This is a genomic window from Klebsiella sp. CN_Kp066 (genome assembly GCF_040065135.1).
GTDB lineage: Bacteria > Pseudomonadota > Gammaproteobacteria > Enterobacterales > Enterobacteriaceae > Klebsiella > Klebsiella oxytoca.
In genome coordinates this window covers 103,113-116,584 of the sequence record NZ_JBEAIU010000027.1, presented here as the reverse complement: position 1 = coordinate 116,584, position 13,472 = coordinate 103,113, and the positions used below count along the sequence as shown (strand labels likewise).

14 protein-coding genes are annotated in these 13,472 nt (G+C 59.5%); 5 read left to right on the top strand and 9 right to left on the bottom strand.

Going from position 1 to position 13,472, the window contains the following annotated elements; genetic code table 11:
• The first annotated feature begins 111 nt into the window (after positions 1-111).
• The 4 genes from ABLV75_RS08920 to ABLV75_RS08905 all read left to right on the top strand — a co-directional run bounded on the left by ABLV75_RS08920 (position 112) and on the right by ABLV75_RS08905 (position 3,800).
• Positions 112-1,092 carry a tripartite tricarboxylate transporter substrate binding protein gene (locus ABLV75_RS08920; RefSeq protein ID WP_004104027.1) on the top strand — a complete coding sequence of 327 codons (981 nt, stop codon included), beginning with the start codon at positions 112-114 and terminating at the stop codon, positions 1,090-1,092.
• A 15-nt stretch (positions 1,093-1,107) separates the two neighbouring features.
• Positions 1,108-1,539, top strand: a complete 432-nt coding sequence (locus tag ABLV75_RS08915; RefSeq protein WP_004104029.1) for a tripartite tricarboxylate transporter TctB family protein — start codon at positions 1,108-1,110, stop codon at positions 1,537-1,539.
• Positions 1,540-1,550: 11 nt separating this feature from the next.
• Complete coding sequence (locus ABLV75_RS08910) at positions 1,551-3,071, top strand: tripartite tricarboxylate transporter permease (RefSeq protein ID WP_004104031.1); 1,521 nt, start codon at positions 1,551-1,553, stop codon at positions 3,069-3,071.
• A 105-nt stretch (positions 3,072-3,176) separates the two neighbouring features.
• Positions 3,177-3,800: a DUF2238 domain-containing protein gene (locus ABLV75_RS08905; RefSeq protein ID WP_004104032.1), complete on the top strand. Its 624-nt coding sequence runs from the start codon at positions 3,177-3,179 to the stop codon at positions 3,798-3,800.
• Here ABLV75_RS08905 and menE read toward each other — a convergent pair.
• From menE to ABLV75_RS08870, 7 genes are all read right to left on the bottom strand, one after another.
• On the bottom strand, positions 3,777-5,168 hold the full coding sequence (gene menE, locus ABLV75_RS08900; protein WP_004104033.1) for an o-succinylbenzoate--CoA ligase: 1,392 nt from the start codon (positions 5,166-5,168) through the stop codon (positions 3,777-3,779). The genes ABLV75_RS08905 and menE overlap by 24 nt on opposite strands.
• The gene (menC, locus tag ABLV75_RS08895; RefSeq protein WP_004104034.1) at positions 5,165-6,130 is read right to left on the bottom strand and encodes an o-succinylbenzoate synthase; all 966 of its coding nucleotides are present in this window, start codon (positions 6,128-6,130) and stop codon (positions 5,165-5,167) included. Before menC ends, menE begins: the two co-directional genes overlap by 4 nt.
• Complete coding sequence (gene menB, locus ABLV75_RS08890) at positions 6,130-6,987, bottom strand: 1,4-dihydroxy-2-naphthoyl-CoA synthase (RefSeq protein ID WP_004104035.1); 858 nt, start codon at positions 6,985-6,987, stop codon at positions 6,130-6,132. Before menB ends, menC begins: the two co-directional genes overlap by 1 nt.
• A 14-nt stretch (positions 6,988-7,001) precedes the next feature.
• Positions 7,002-7,760 carry a 2-succinyl-6-hydroxy-2,4-cyclohexadiene-1-carboxylate synthase gene (gene menH / locus ABLV75_RS08885; protein ID WP_004104036.1) on the bottom strand — a complete coding sequence of 253 codons (759 nt, stop codon included), beginning with the start codon at positions 7,758-7,760 and terminating at the stop codon, positions 7,002-7,004.
• A complete protein-coding gene (gene menD / locus ABLV75_RS08880) occupies positions 7,757-9,427 on the bottom strand; it encodes a 2-succinyl-5-enolpyruvyl-6-hydroxy-3-cyclohexene-1-carboxylic-acid synthase (protein WP_004104038.1) in 1,671 nt (556 codons plus the stop codon). The genes menH and menD overlap by 4 nt, the downstream gene beginning before the upstream one ends.
• 47 nt (positions 9,428-9,474) lie before the next feature.
• Positions 9,475-10,800 (bottom strand): isochorismate synthase MenF, encoded by a 1,326-nt coding sequence (gene menF / locus ABLV75_RS08875; RefSeq protein WP_050545148.1) that lies wholly within the window; start codon positions 10,798-10,800, stop codon positions 9,475-9,477.
• A 97-nt stretch (positions 10,801-10,897) separates the two neighbouring features.
• Positions 10,898-11,359: a GNAT family N-acetyltransferase gene (locus ABLV75_RS08870; protein WP_004104042.1), complete on the bottom strand. Its 462-nt coding sequence runs from the start codon at positions 11,357-11,359 to the stop codon at positions 10,898-10,900.
• Between the two features lie 59 nt (positions 11,360-11,418).
• Between ABLV75_RS08870 and rnz the strand changes: the two genes are divergently transcribed.
• The gene (rnz, locus tag ABLV75_RS08865) at positions 11,419-12,339 is read left to right on the top strand and encodes a ribonuclease Z (RefSeq protein ID WP_004104045.1); all 921 of its coding nucleotides are present in this window, start codon (positions 11,419-11,421) and stop codon (positions 12,337-12,339) included.
• A 51-nt stretch (positions 12,340-12,390) separates the two neighbouring features.
• Here the strand turns inward: rnz and ABLV75_RS08860 are convergent, their stop codons facing one another.
• Together ABLV75_RS08860 and ABLV75_RS08855 are read right to left on the bottom strand one after the other, a co-directional pair.
• Positions 12,391-12,921 (bottom strand): tyrosine-type recombinase/integrase, encoded by a 531-nt coding sequence (locus ABLV75_RS08860; RefSeq protein ID WP_004114230.1) that lies wholly within the window; start codon positions 12,919-12,921, stop codon positions 12,391-12,393.
• Positions 12,922-12,955: 34 nt separating this feature from the next.
• A complete protein-coding gene (locus ABLV75_RS08855; RefSeq protein ID WP_004104052.1) occupies positions 12,956-13,465 on the bottom strand; it encodes a fimbrial protein in 510 nt (169 codons plus the stop codon).
• Positions 13,466-13,472 lie beyond the last annotated feature (7 nt).

The following is a 13,472-nucleotide window of genomic DNA, read 5'->3' as shown; positions in this document are numbered from 1 at the left end:
CGCATTGAAAGGGAAATGAAAGGTAATTGTTTTAACAATCACGCAACCGAATAGCCACAAGCCGGTTCACATAATCAAAAAAACGTCCCCTGTATCTGACTGAGGAAGCCTATGAATATCCCGTTCCTTCGCCCTCTTAGCGCTATCGCGTTATGCCTTTTTACCGCCTCTGCCTGGGCCGCCGAAGCGCCTTCCCGTACCGAATGTATCGCGCCCGCCAAGCCCGGCGGCGGCTTCGATCTCACCTGTAAGCTGATTCAGGTGAGCCTGATGGAAACCGGCGCCATCCAAAAACCGATGCGCGTCACCTATATGCCCGGCGGCGTAGGCGCAGTGGCCTATAACGCTATCGTCGCCCAGCGCCCCGGAGAACCCGGCACCGTTGTCGCCTTCTCCGGCGGCTCGCTGCTCAACCTGGCGCAGGGCAAGTTTGGCCGCTACGGCGTGGATGATGTCCGCTGGCTGGCCAGCGTCGGCACCGATTACGGCATGATTGCCGTCCGCGCCGACTCGCCGTGGAAAGATCTGCCGTCGTTTATGGCGGCAATGGAAAAAAATCCCGCCAGTATCGTCATCGGCGCCGGCGCCTCAATCGGCAGCCAGGACTGGATGAAAGCGGCGCTGCTGGCGCAGAAAGCAAACGTCGATCCGCACAAAATGCGCTACGTAGCGTTTGAGGGCGGCGGCGAACCGGTCACCGCGCTGCTGGGTAATCACGTGCAGGCAGTATCCGGCGATCTCAGCGAAATGGTGCCTTATCTCCAGGGCAATAAAATCCGCGTGCTGGCGGTCTTCGCTAACGAAAGGCTGCCCGGCGCGCTCGCCGATGTCCCTACCGCCAAAGAGCAGGGCTATGACCTGGTGTGGCCGATTATTCGCGGTTTCTTCGTCGGCCCGAAAGTCAGCGATGCCGATTATCAGTGGTGGGTGGCGGAGTTTACTCGACTGCAGCAGACCGACGCGTTTAAAAAACAGCGCGAGCTGCGCGGCCTGTTTGAATTCAATTTGAACGGGAAAGAGCTGGACGCCTACGTCAAAGAGCAGGTGGAAGAGTATCGCCTGCAGGCGAAATCTTTTGGCCTGGCCAAATAACCCACGGAGGCTGCGATGAGCGATCGTATTTTTGCCGGAATATGGCTGCTGCTCTGCGTAGGGGGGATGTTTATCGCCTGGCAAATCCACAGCGAATACGCCTATGAACCCGTCGGCCCACGCCCCTTTCCGGTCGGCATTATCGGCCTGATGCTGCTGTGCTCCGTTTTGCTGCTACTGCGGCGGCCCGACGCAATCTCCTGGCCCGGGCGTCTGGTTTTACAACGGCTGTTGACGATGGTCGTGGCGTTGGCGGTTTATGCGTGGGGTTTTGAATGGCTGGGGTTTCCTCTGGCCACCGCGCTGCTGACCGCTGTTTTTGGCCTGCTGTTTGGCGCCACCCTGCCCGCTTCTGGGGTAGCTGGCGTCGCGATGGGCATCGCGCTGTGGTACGTCTTTGACGCCCTGCTTGATGTCACCCTGCCGCTCGGCGGCTGGTTGAGTTAACGGAGAAGGTTATGGATATCTGGATTTATCTGTCGCAGGGCTTCGCCGTCGCCATGACGCCGGGCAACCTGACGATCGCGCTGATCGGCTGCTTCGTCGGCACCATCGTCGGACTCCTGCCGGGTCTCGGCCCGATTAACGGCGTGGCGATCCTGTTGCCGCTGGCCTTTGCCCTGCACCTGCCCGCAGAATCGGCGTTAATTCTGCTGGCTACGGTCTATATTGGATGTGAATACGGCGGGCGTATTTCGTCGATCCTGCTCAACGTGCCCGGCGATGCCGCCGCCATTATGACCGCCATCGACGGTTACCCGATGGCGCAGCAGGGACGCGGCGGCGTGGCGCTGTCGATCTCTGCCGTGAGCTCCTTTGTGGGTTCAACGATCGCTATCGGCGGGATCATCCTGTTCGCGCCGGTGCTGGCGCAGTGGTCGCTGGCGTTCGGTCCGGCGGAATATTTCGCCCTGATGATTTTTGCCATCGCCTGCCTCGGCAGCATGATGGCGCAAAATCCGCTGAAATCGTTTCTCGCCGCGTTAATCGGGTTGGGGCTGGCGACGGTGGGCGTTGATGCCAATACCGGGGTGTACCGTTTCACTTTCGATAGCGTTCATCTTTCCGACGGCGTGCAGTTTATCGTGGTGGTGATTGGGCTCTTTTCGGTTTCGGAGATTTTGCTGATGCTGGAGAGCACCAGCAGCGGACAGAGGCTGGTACGGAAAACCGGGCGCATGCTGTTTAACGCCAAAGAGGCGGGCCAGTGCGTGGGCGCGACGCTGCGTTCATCGGTGGTGGGCTTTTTTGTCGGTATTCTGCCGGGCGCGGGGGCGACCATTGCCAGCGCCATCACCTATATGACCGAGAAAAAGCTCAGCGGTAACAGCGATACCTTCGGTAAGGGCGATATTCGCGGCGTGGCGGCGCCGGAGGCGGCAAATAACGCCTCCGCCTGCGGATCGTTCATTCCGATGCTTACCCTCGGTGTCCCCGGCTCCGGAACTACCGCGGTGATGATGGGCGCCCTGACCCTCTACAATATCACTCCGGGTCCGGCGATGTTTACCGAGCAGCCGGATATCGTCTGGGGATTAATTGCCGCGCTGCTGATCGCCAACGTGATGCTGCTGATTATGAACATTCCGCTGATCGGTCTGTTCACCCGCATGCTGACGATCCCGCTGTGGTTTCTGGCCCCGGCCATCGCCGCTGTGTCCGCAGTCGGCGTCTACGCGGTACACAGCACTACCTTCGACCTGCTGTTGATGGTTGGGCTGGGCGTGCTGGGCTACATTATGCGTAAGATGCACTTCCCGATGTCGCCGTTGATCTTAGGGTTTGTGCTGGGCGAGATGCTGGAGCAAAACCTGCGACGCGCGCTGTCCATCAGTAACGGCAACGTGGGAATTTTGTGGCAAAGCGGCGTAACTAAAACGCTCCTGGTGTTAGCCATCGCGGTGCTTGTTGTCCCTCCGCTGCTGCGTTACTGGCGCAAGCGCCAGCCTAACACGCAGGGCGACCTGCCCTCTTCCTGATGCGCAACGAAACTGGCGGTCGCTCAGCGCCGCCAGTCTCGGTATACGTTGAATTTTCACCGCACCTGCCTGATAGTTATGGTTTTAACTTTCTGGTGATCCGTTATGACCGTCGCAGCATCCCGCTCGGGGTTAACATTCGCAGCGCTGGCGCTGGCCCTGATTCTTATTTATACCGGTATCAGCGCAGGGGAAAAACTTACCTGGCTGATGGAAGTGACGCCGGTGATTATCATCGTTCCGCTTTTGCTGGCCACGCGCTCTCGCTATCCGCTGACGACGCTGCTTTATGTGCTGATTTTCTTCCATGCCATCATTTTGATGGTCGGCGGTATGTACACCTACGCGAAAGTGCCCATCGGCTTTGATGTCCAGGCGTGGCTGGGTTTGAGTCGTAATCCCTACGACAAGCTGGGGCACTTTTTCCAGGGGCTGGTGCCGGCCCTGGCGGTGCGGGAGATTCTGCTGCGCGGCGGCTACGTTCACGGGCGTAAAATGCTCGCTTTCGTGGTCTGCTGCATTGCGCTGGCGATTAGCGCCGTCTACGAGCTGATCGAATGGTGGGCGGCGCTGGCGCTGGGACAGGGGGCGGATGATTTTCTCGGCACCCAGGGCGATCCCTGGGATACTCAGTCCGATATGTTCTGCGCCCTGCTCGGCGCGCTGACCACCGTTTTTGCGCTGGGCCGCTGGCATACGAAGCAGCTACTGCACGTCCAGCGCATCTGAGGCGGAGCTCTGCTGCTGGTTGACCCAGTCACGTAACGCCCGGCGGGAAATTTTAATTCCGCCGGTTTTCAGCGATTCAGGCAGCCGTAACCAGCGCACAGGCTGCTGAAAGCGCGCCAGCTTATCGGCGCACCAGTCAGCCAGCACGGATGGATCGCCATGATCGCGACACTCTACTACCGCCACCGGCCGCTGGCCAAACTCCGCATCATCCTGCGGCACGATAAAAACTTGCTCAATCAACGGGTGTGCGCCGATAACCCGCTCGACTTCCTCCGGCTGAATGCCTTCTCCGCCGCTAAAAAAAAGATTATCCATTCTTCCAAGGATGGTCAGCCTGCCGTTGTCAAGCCGGCCCCGATCGCGGGTGGCAAACCAGCCATCGGCGTTGGTGAGCGGTATCGTTTGGCCGCCTCGCCAGTAGCCTGCGGCCATGCTGTCCGATCGAAGCCACACTTCGCCATCCACGATGCGCAATTCGCGCCCCGGCAGCGGCAGCCCGACATCCGCCAGGCCATCCGCTTCCTTGGCGCATACCGTGGAGGCAAACTCGGTCAGTCCGTAGCCACACCAGCAGCGGATACCGCGCCTGCGCGCCTGTTCGGTTAGCGCCACCGGGATGGCCGCGCCGCCGAGCAAAACTGCTTTTAACGACACCTCGTCATCGCCGCTCAGCAGCCGCCAGAGCTGGGTTGGCACCAGGGAGGCGTGAGTACAGCCGCGTAGCGCCAGCGCCAGCGGCTGTTTGTCGCGCACCGTCAGGCCTGCGCCGGCAACCAGCCAGCGCCAGAGAATCCCCTGGCCGGAGACGTGAAACAGCGGCAGCGACAGCAGCCAGTCGTCCTGCGGCGCAAAGGGTATCAACGCCAGTACCCCTTCAGCGCTGGCAATATGGGCGCGAAAAGCGTGTACCGCCGCTTTCGGTAGCCCCGTCGACCCCGAGGTCAGCGTCATGGAAGCCATACGATCTTCTCGCCAGTCAGCCGCGCGCTCGCCATTGACGGGGTACAGAGTCAGTGGATTAAGCGTTACCGGAAGATCGCCGCCGTTCAGCACCAGCGCGTGGCGCAGGTCCAGGGTCGGCAGCAGTTCAGCCAGCAGTGGCCCGGGCAGCTGCGGATTCAGCGGCAACACGCGCGCACCGCACTGCAGGAGCGCCAGCCATGCCAGCAAAACATCGGGCTGGTTGTCAGCCCGCAGCAGTACGCCATCACCATCGCGAACGCCCTGGGCGTGCAGTCCTGCCGCCAGCACATCGATTTGCGCGCACAGTTCCCGCCAGCTTAGCCGCCGCTCGTTCAGGCGCAGCGCATGCGCCTCCCCTCGCTGCTGGCGCCAATGGCGCCAGGGCCAGTCGCTAAAGGTCACAGCAGCGGCTCCAGTTCATCGACGGTCAGACACGGCAGCTCGCTTTCCGGCCAGCAGCGAACCAGCTGGCCGCGCATGAGGCTCAGGGTATCCAGACCGGGAATGGTATTCGGCGTCAGCCAGGCGGCAATTCGCGCCAGCTGCGTCAGGCCAAGGCTGGACTCAATGGCTGAACTGATAACCGCCGTCAGCCCCAGCGCATGAGCCTGCGCGACCTGCTGCTGGACCTTTTGCAGACTGCCGGTCAACGTCGGTTTAATCACCACCGCGCGCAGACCCGGCTCGGCAGCAAACGTAAAGTCCGCTTCGCGCAGGCTCTCATCCCAGGCGATAGCGATGCCCGTTTGTTGGGCAAACGCGCGCGAATCATCGCGGTTTTTGCAGGGTTCTTCGAGAAAGGCGATACGGGTGCGATAGTGCGGGCTCACGTATTTAGCGAACTGCTGCGCCTTCAGCGGCGTCCAGGCGCGGTTAGCGTCGAGACGCAGCGTCAGATCGGGAATCGCTTCCAGCAGCAGATTGACCACCATGCCATCGCGCACCGCCTCATACAGGCCGACCTTGACCTTGGCGACCTTCTCGCCGGGCATCTGCGAAAGCCTGGCGAACAGTTCGTCCGGATCGCCGGAACAGAGCGGCGCGGCGCGATAATCCGCCGCCAGCGGCAGCTCACCGCCCAGCTCCGCCAGTGCGCAGCTTATCCCGAAGGCGGCTGAAGGCGGCGTCGGCAACGCGCCATCCTGGCCTTCGCGCCAGGCGTTCGCCCATGCCAGCAGCGCTGCCTGCGCCTCATCCAGCGTTTCCAGACTGAATCCAGGCAGGGGAGAAATCTCCCCCCAGCCTTCGCGCTCGCCATCGCGCAGCTGCAGAAGCAAGCCATCGCGGGTTTTTAACCGCCGTTCACGCAGCACCACTCCCGCGTCCATCGGTAGCTGCCAGCGGTAGACCTGCGCCTGCCGCATTACGGATTCCGTTTAAATTTGCTGAAGTCCGGCTGGCGCTTCTGATTGAAAGCGTTGCGTCCCTCCTGACCCTCTTCGGTCATGTAAAACAGCATGGTGGCATTGCCCGCCAGCTCCTGCAGTCCCGCCTGACCATCGCAGTCGGCGTTCAGCGCGGCCTTCAGGCAGCGCAGCGCCATCGGACTGTTCTGCAGCATTTCACGGCACCAGCGCACGGTCTCTTTTTCCAGATCAGCCAGCGGCACGACGGTATTGACCAGCCCCATATCCAGCGCCTGCTGCGCGTCGTACTGGCGGCACAGGAACCAGATCTCACGGGCTTTTTTCTGCCCGACAATGCGCGCCATATAGGAGGCGCCCCAGCCGCCGTCAAAAGAACCAACTTTCGGGCCGGTCTGACCGAAGATTGCGTTTTCCGCGGCGATGGTCAGATCGCACATCATATGCAGAACGTGGCCGCCGCCGATGGAGTACCCCGCCACCATCGCCACTACCGGTTTCGGACAGGTGCGGATCTGGCGCTGAAAATCGAGTACGTTGAGATGATGAACGCCGGAGTCATCCTGATAGCCGCCGTAGTCGCCGCGGACTTTCTGATCGCCGCCGGCGCAAAAAGCTTTATCGCCTTCACCGGTCAGGACGATCACGCCGATATTGTCGTCATAGCGGGCATCCGAGAGCGCCTGAATCATCTCTTTGACGGTCAGCGGACGAAACGCGTTACGTACCTGCGGGCGGTTGATGGTTATTTTGGCAATCCCGTCCGCCGATTTGTGGTAGCGAATATCGCTGTAGCCTTCGGAGCAGTCCTGCCATTCAATCGGAGCGTAAAGCATTGCTTCATCAAGAGAGATCATAAAGTGTCCTTCGGTTAACTCGCTAAAAACTGCGCCAGACAAGCCACGACTGCATCGGGGTTTTCCCGATGCGCGTTGTGTCCGGCATGATTAATCACGTGCGTGATGGCGGATAGCTCATCGGCGATGGCGCGAAACTTGCCGTCGCGTTCGCCGCAAAGGTAATGGAATGGGAAATCGCGCGCCCGTAATGCCTCGCGCAGATCGGGCTGTTCAGCCAGTGAGCAGGCCTGCAGCATCGCTGCTAACGCCCTGCCGTTGTTGCAGCTGCGTAGCGCAACCAGCGCCGCACGCTGCGCTGCGTCCAGGGAGGCGAAGACCGGCTGCTGATACCAGTCGGCAAAGACCTGCGTAAGCGGCTCTCGGCGAAAGCGTTCAGCCCAGGCGGCATCGCTGCGCCGGCGCTGCGCACGCTGATTATCGTCCGCCAGACCCGGATGCCCTCCCTCGACGACCAGCCCGCAGAGCCCCTCATGCGACTGGCTGGCATAATACATCGCCACCCGTCCGCCGAGGGAGTACCCCACCAGCCAGTACTTATGTATGTTGTAACTAATTAGCGTATTCTTAATCAGCTCGCTGACATCCGTAAAACGGTTAACTGCCCTATCCGCCGAGCCGCCGTGGCCCGGCAGGTCAATATAGAGACGCGGATACGCGCCGAACGCCTGCCCCACCGCCCGCCATTCGAGGCTATCGCCGGCAAAACCATGCAAGAAGACCAGCCAGGGATAGCCCGGTAGCCCGCGTTCCGCATGCGCGTGCAGAATCATAGCTGACTCACCTGCGCAAGCAGCTGCTGGAGGGTTTGCGTACCGTCGGTTTCATTAACCACCAGCTCGATCAGCGTTGCGCCGGGCGCTCGCCAGGCAACGTCCAGCGCGCGCTCCAGCTCACTCCAGTCCGCGGGGCAATGATAAGTCAGATCGAACATCGCCGCCGCGTGCGCAAAATGGATATTCTGCGGCATCAGATAGAACTGGCTGCGCTGCTCCTGCGGCGTTGGCAGCAGGGAGAAAATCTGCCCGCCGTTATTGTTGACGACAATCAGCACCAGCGGCGCGGAGGCCTGACGCAGCAGCGCCAGCGAATTGAGGTCGTAAAGCGCCGAGAGATCGCCGACGATGGCCAGGGTCGGACGCGCGCTGGCACGCTGCACGCCGGCCGTCGTCGCCAGCAGACCATCTATTCCGCTGGCCCCGCGATTGCTGTAGACCGGGTAGCCTGCGGGAAGCTGCGACAGGGCGTCAATTAAGCGCACCACCAGACTGTTGCCGACAAACAGCTGGCCCTGATCCGGCAGGTAGCGACGGATTCGCTGCGCCAACTGGGCCTCGCCGAAATCCTCGCTGCTGGCGACAGCCGCCTGCCATGCCTGGCGTGAAAGCGCAGGAATGACGGTAGCCCACGGCTGCCGCTTTTCCGCCGGATGCTGTTCAAGCCAGCGGTCGATGGCGCACACCAGTCGGCGACCACGATGTTGGGCGGGATCCAGACGACCCGGCAGGTTGTCGATCAGCCAGTACTCTTCAGGTTCGCAGGTGGCCTGCCACTGCAAAACGCGTTTGCTGGTCAGGCTGCTGCCCAGCTGAACGATAATTTGCGCCTGCGCCAGTTCGCTAACCGCTTGACCGTTACCGAGCCACAGATCGGCGCAGGGGAGCGGCTGCCCGGTTTGCGAAAGGACATCGCCAATCAGCGGCCAGCCGAGCGTTTTCGCCCATTCGGCAACCTTCAGGCCCTCTTCCGCGCTCATTCGTCCGGCAACCACGACGCCGCGTTTTTGCCGCCAGAAAAACCAGTCGCGCTGCTTTTCGCTTTCCAGATGCAGATTGTGACTCAGCCAGGGCTTGTCGCTCTGCCACCAGTCGCCGAGCTGCTGCTGCCACGCGACCCCGGTGTCGTCCATATCGCCGTACAGCGGTTCGGCAAAAGGACAGTTGATATGAATGCCGCCGCAGTGCAGCGCGCCGAGCGCCTGGTCGAGGGTCGAGACCAGCCAGCGGGCGGAGATATCCTGCGATGGGCGCGGCAGGGCCAGGGTCTGCGACGGATGCGAAGCAAACATGCCCGGTTGACGAATGGCCTGGTTCGCACCGCAGTCGATGAGCTCCGGCGGCCGGTCGGCGGTCAGTAAAATGAGTTTTTCGCCGGTCAGACCCGCTTCTATCAGCGCAGGATAGAGGTTGGCCGTGGCGGTGCCGGAAGTGACAATCACCGCCACCGGCTGGCCGCTGGCTTTTGCCAGCCCTAACGCCAGATGGCCAAGGCCGCGTTCATCAAAGTGGGTATGGTAAATAAACGCGCGGTTTTCCGCCGCAGCCAGGGTCAAAGGGGTCGAGCGCGATCCGGGCGCAATGCAGATATGCTGCACGCCGTGGCGCGTTAAAGCTTCGAGGATCACCGCCGCCCAGCGTCGGTTAAATGCGCTTACTGACATGAATTTGTCCGATATCAAATATTGACGCTAAGTATAGATAAAGCCCGTTATTGCCGTTTTGATATGCATCGTTTTATCTCTGCTTCTGTGAGCAGTAACGAACGCAATCCTGCAGCTTTATTTTCAATTTCCTGCCACTCTTGCTCCGGGTCAGAGCCGCTGACGATGCCTGCTCCGGCGTAGAGCCTGAGCGTATGCTGCCGTACCTTCGCCGAGCGTAGCGAAACGCAAAATTCGCTTTGCGCCAGCGACAGATAACCGGCAGAGCCCGCATACCAGTCGCGGGTAAAAAGCTCGTTCCGGGTGATAAAATCCAGCGCCACCTGACGCGGCAGCCCGGCGACCGCCGCCGTGGGCTGGAGCTGGCGCAGACAGCGGGCATCATCGGGGACGTCCAGCTCGGCCCATATACAGCGCCGCAGATGCTGCACTTTACGCAAACGGACGATCTGCGGCGGCAGCACCTCCAGCGCGCGCGTCTCCGCCTGCATACGCTGACAGATATCCTCAACCACCAGCATATTTTCCCGCTGGTTCTTGTCATCGCCCATCAGCCAGTCGCCCAGGCGCTGCGCCTGGCGATCGTCCTCATGGCTGGCCGCTGTTCCCGCCAGCGCCTCGGTACGCATCAGCGCGCCGCGCCGTCGCCATAGCCGTTCCGGCGTTGAGCCGAAGAAGGCTTCTTGCGGATTAAAGGCCATCAGATAATGAAAACAGTGCAGATTGCTGCGGCGGCTGGCGGCCATTATCGCCCCGACGTTCAGCGGGGCGGCAAACTGTAAATCGGTGGCGCGCGCCAGCACGACTTTATCCATCTCCCCTGCCGCTATCGCCTGTGTCGCCTGTGCAACCAGATCTCGCCACTGCGGATAAGCCGGGAAATGCTGCTCACTGAGCAGAGAAGGAAGCGTGCCAGGCTGCGCTTGCCGGGTCGTCAGCGAGCGGAGAAACTCGCGCGCCGCGCAGGCATCGTCACGGAGTGAGGTATCGCTATACAGCGTCAGGCGTAGCGTGGCGTGACCGCCAAGCCGACGCCACTCCAGCCTCGGCAACAGCAGCATGCCGCGCTGCGGATCAAACGCGTTAAGGCCGCAAATCCGCAGATCGTCACGCGCTTGTTGCTGAAGAAAAGCGTGCGCCTGCGGCAGAGAGGAAAAGATTTTTACCGCCCCCAGAGCGGCCAGCTCTTCATCGCCGCTGCGCTGCTGCCAGTAGAACTGCGGCCACTGCTGCTGATGGGTACACCACAGAAGCGGATCAAAAGCGTCATTCAGCGCGAAGGGGATATCGAAGATGCGCCAGCCGGGCGATGGCGGAAACGCTTCATCCAGGCAGCGGTACAAGCTTTCCAGCGCGGTGGACACAGACAGCACGCAAACCTCCACGGAGTAAAAACCCCACATTATACGGGGTACTGCTGCGGAATAGCAGTACCCACGATGAGGGAGCGGCTTTTAATCAGCCCGGCGGCTAGTGGGTGGCGATTTCGTATGCCATGCCAATATGGTCGATGCCGTCCTCGTCGTAGACGTCGGTCACCGGCACAAAGCCGAAGCTGGCGTAGAATTTTTGCAGATGCGCCTGGGCGCCAAGATAAATGGCCTTCTGCGGCCAGTGTTGACGGCAGCTGGCCAGCGCCTGCTCCATCAGTTGATAGCCCAGCTTTTCGCCGCGCACCGCCGGGCTGACGATCACCCGGCCAATCACGACCGGCTCATATTCATCATCGCTCTTGAGAATGCGCGCATAGGCCACCAGTTCATCGCCGCGCCAGCCGAGAAGATGGCGGTTCTCCCCTACCAGATCGTCGCCGTCGATATCCTGATAGGCGCAGGTTTGTTCGACAACGAACACCGCACAGCGTAATTTCAGCACAGCATAGAGTTGGGGGACGGTCAGTTCAGCGTGGTGAAGATCCTGCCATGTCATCATCTGCGGTTCCTTAGTTGGTATACTTTGTTTTTTGACCCACGCCCTGAGGACACTGGACGATGGAATTACTCTTTTTGGGGACATCCGCTGGCGTGCCAACCCGTACGCGTAATATGACGTCGATGGTGCTGAATTTGCAACAGCCAACTATGGCGGAGATGTGGCTGTTCGACTGCGGGGAGGGAACGCAGCATCAGTTTCTCCACACCCCTTATCATCCCGGCAAGCTGAATAAGATCTTTATTACCCATTTACATGGCGATCATCTTTTCGGTCTTCCCGGCCTGCTGTGCAGCCGCTCAATGCAGGGTAATTCTCTGCCATTAACGCTGTACGGGCCAAAGGGGCTTAAGGAGTTTGTGGAAACCGCTCTGCGTCTTAGCGGTTCCTGGACCGATTATCCACTGGCTATCGTCGAAGTCGAACCGGGTCTGGTATTTGATGAAGCCGGTTTCCGGGTCACCGCCTGGCCGTTAAACCATCCGGTTGAGTGCTACGGCTATCGGATCGAACAGCATGATAAGCCGGGTACCCTTGATGCCGCACAGCTTATCGCCGAGGGCGTGCCTCCCGGTCCGTTGTTCCACCGCTTAAAACTGGGGCTGACGGTTGAACTGGAAGATGGTCGGTTGATTGACGGCAGCCGCTACCTTGGGCCGGCAACGCCGGGTAAGAAGCTGGCGATTTTCGGCGATACCGCCCCCTGCCCGGAGGCGCTGGAGCTGGCGCGCGGCGTGGACGTTATGGTTCATGAGGTTACGCTCGAACAGGCGATGGCGGAAAAAGCCAACGGTCGCGGGCATTCATCCAGCCAGCAAACGGCGGCGTTAGCGAGGGAAGCAGGTGTCGGGACGCTTATCGCCACTCATTTTAGCTCGCGCTATGATGCCGAAGGCTGTCAGCGGCTGTTGGCTGAGTGTCGGGAGGTCTTTCCCCCTACCGTGCTGGCGGAAGATTTTCTGGTTTATAACATCGAATAAAAAAACAGGCGTAACGCGGGAGATGAACGTTACCCGCGATTACGCCAAAAATTACTCTTCAACATAACCGTTATAACGCAGAATAGATTTTAAATTGCGATAGCCCAGATAATCCTGGATAGAGTCATCATCTATGCCTTTTTTACCCAATTCATATCCGCAAGCATGGCGCAGCATCCGCGGGTGAATATTTTGCTTCAGTTTCGCCAGCTCACAGCATTCACGAATGATTTGATAAAAACGCTGGCGAGTCATCTGATTTCCCCGCGAAGAGATAAAGAGTAAATCATTATGGGCTGGATAACACTCTCTGGCCAACAGCCAGCGCTGTAATGAGATAATCTCTTTGGGTTGTAATGGATGATACCCCGAGATACCGTGACGCGCCCGGCGAATATAAATTCGTTTTCCCGGCAGGTCGACATCCCGCAAAGTTAATGCGGTAATTTCATTAATCCGACAACCGTGCAAAAAGCACATTTGGATCATGCAGCTATTTCTCTCGGGGTGCGCACAATAATGTGCGGCAAGCACCAGGCGCTCAACGTCTTTAACGCTCAGATATTCCGTCTCATCCTGCATATGACATTCCTTTTCATCCATTTAATACATACAATTACTGATAGGTAAAAGTCAGCTGCACCACCGACTCGAATTTTCCCACTTTTGCTCCGCCCTGCGTTGAATATAAGCGCGCGGCCAGCGGGAATTCGCCTTTGCCGGTGCTACCGTTAATAGCAATAGTCATCCGATCCTGGTTTTTATAGGTTGTGGAATGATCGGTATTGGTTATCTGCAGCGCGATATTTTGCGCCGCATCGCTGGCGGCCATATTGGCGAAATGCGTGGCATCATCGCCGTCGGTCACGCCATCAAATTTCACCGTCGCTTTCGTCGTACCCACCGGGCAATTTTCAACGTTCAGGCTAAAGGTTTTCCACTCAGAAGCGGTGCCGGCAGTTTGAAAATCGATATTCAGCAGCGTGCCGAAATTCACCTCCTGATACTTCGTATCGGTGCTGACGTCGCAGGGGAGATAATAAATATTACCCTTCACGTTCAGAGGGATGCCGCCCCAGGATGAAAAAACAGGCAGCAGCAATGCCAGCCATAGCGCCTTTTTCATTATTCAC

Excerpts from the sequence above, each read along its gene's own strand:
- ABLV75_RS08920 (WP_004104027.1), top strand. The coding sequence starts at position 112 with ATGAATATCCCGTTCCTTCGCCCTCTTAGCGCTATCGCGTTATGCCTT.
- ABLV75_RS08915 (WP_004104029.1), top strand. The coding sequence starts at position 1,108 with ATGAGCGATCGTATTTTTGCCGGAATATGGCTGCTGCTCTGCGTAGGG.
- ABLV75_RS08910 (WP_004104031.1), top strand. The coding sequence starts at position 1,551 with ATGGATATCTGGATTTATCTGTCGCAGGGCTTCGCCGTCGCCATGACG.
- ABLV75_RS08905 (WP_004104032.1), top strand. The coding sequence starts at position 3,177 with ATGACCGTCGCAGCATCCCGCTCGGGGTTAACATTCGCAGCGCTGGCG.
- menC (WP_004104034.1), bottom strand. The coding sequence starts at position 6,130 with ATGCGGCAGGCGCAGGTCTACCGCTGGCAGCTACCGATGGACGCGGGA.
- menB (WP_004104035.1), bottom strand. The coding sequence starts at position 6,987 with ATGATCTCTCTTGATGAAGCAATGCTTTACGCTCCGATTGAATGGCAG.
- menH (WP_004104036.1), bottom strand. The coding sequence starts at position 7,760 with ATGATTCTGCACGCGCATGCGGAACGCGGGCTACCGGGCTATCCCTGG.
- menD (WP_004104038.1), bottom strand. The coding sequence starts at position 9,427 with ATGTCAGTAAGCGCATTTAACCGACGCTGGGCGGCGGTGATCCTCGAA.
- ABLV75_RS08870 (WP_004104042.1), bottom strand. The coding sequence starts at position 11,359 with ATGATGACATGGCAGGATCTTCACCACGCTGAACTGACCGTCCCCCAA.
- rnz (WP_004104045.1), top strand. The coding sequence starts at position 11,419 with ATGGAATTACTCTTTTTGGGGACATCCGCTGGCGTGCCAACCCGTACG.
- ABLV75_RS08860 (WP_004114230.1), bottom strand. The coding sequence starts at position 12,921 with ATGCAGGATGAGACGGAATATCTGAGCGTTAAAGACGTTGAGCGCCTG.
- ABLV75_RS08855 (WP_004104052.1), bottom strand. The coding sequence starts at position 13,465 with ATGAAAAAGGCGCTATGGCTGGCATTGCTGCTGCCTGTTTTTTCATCC.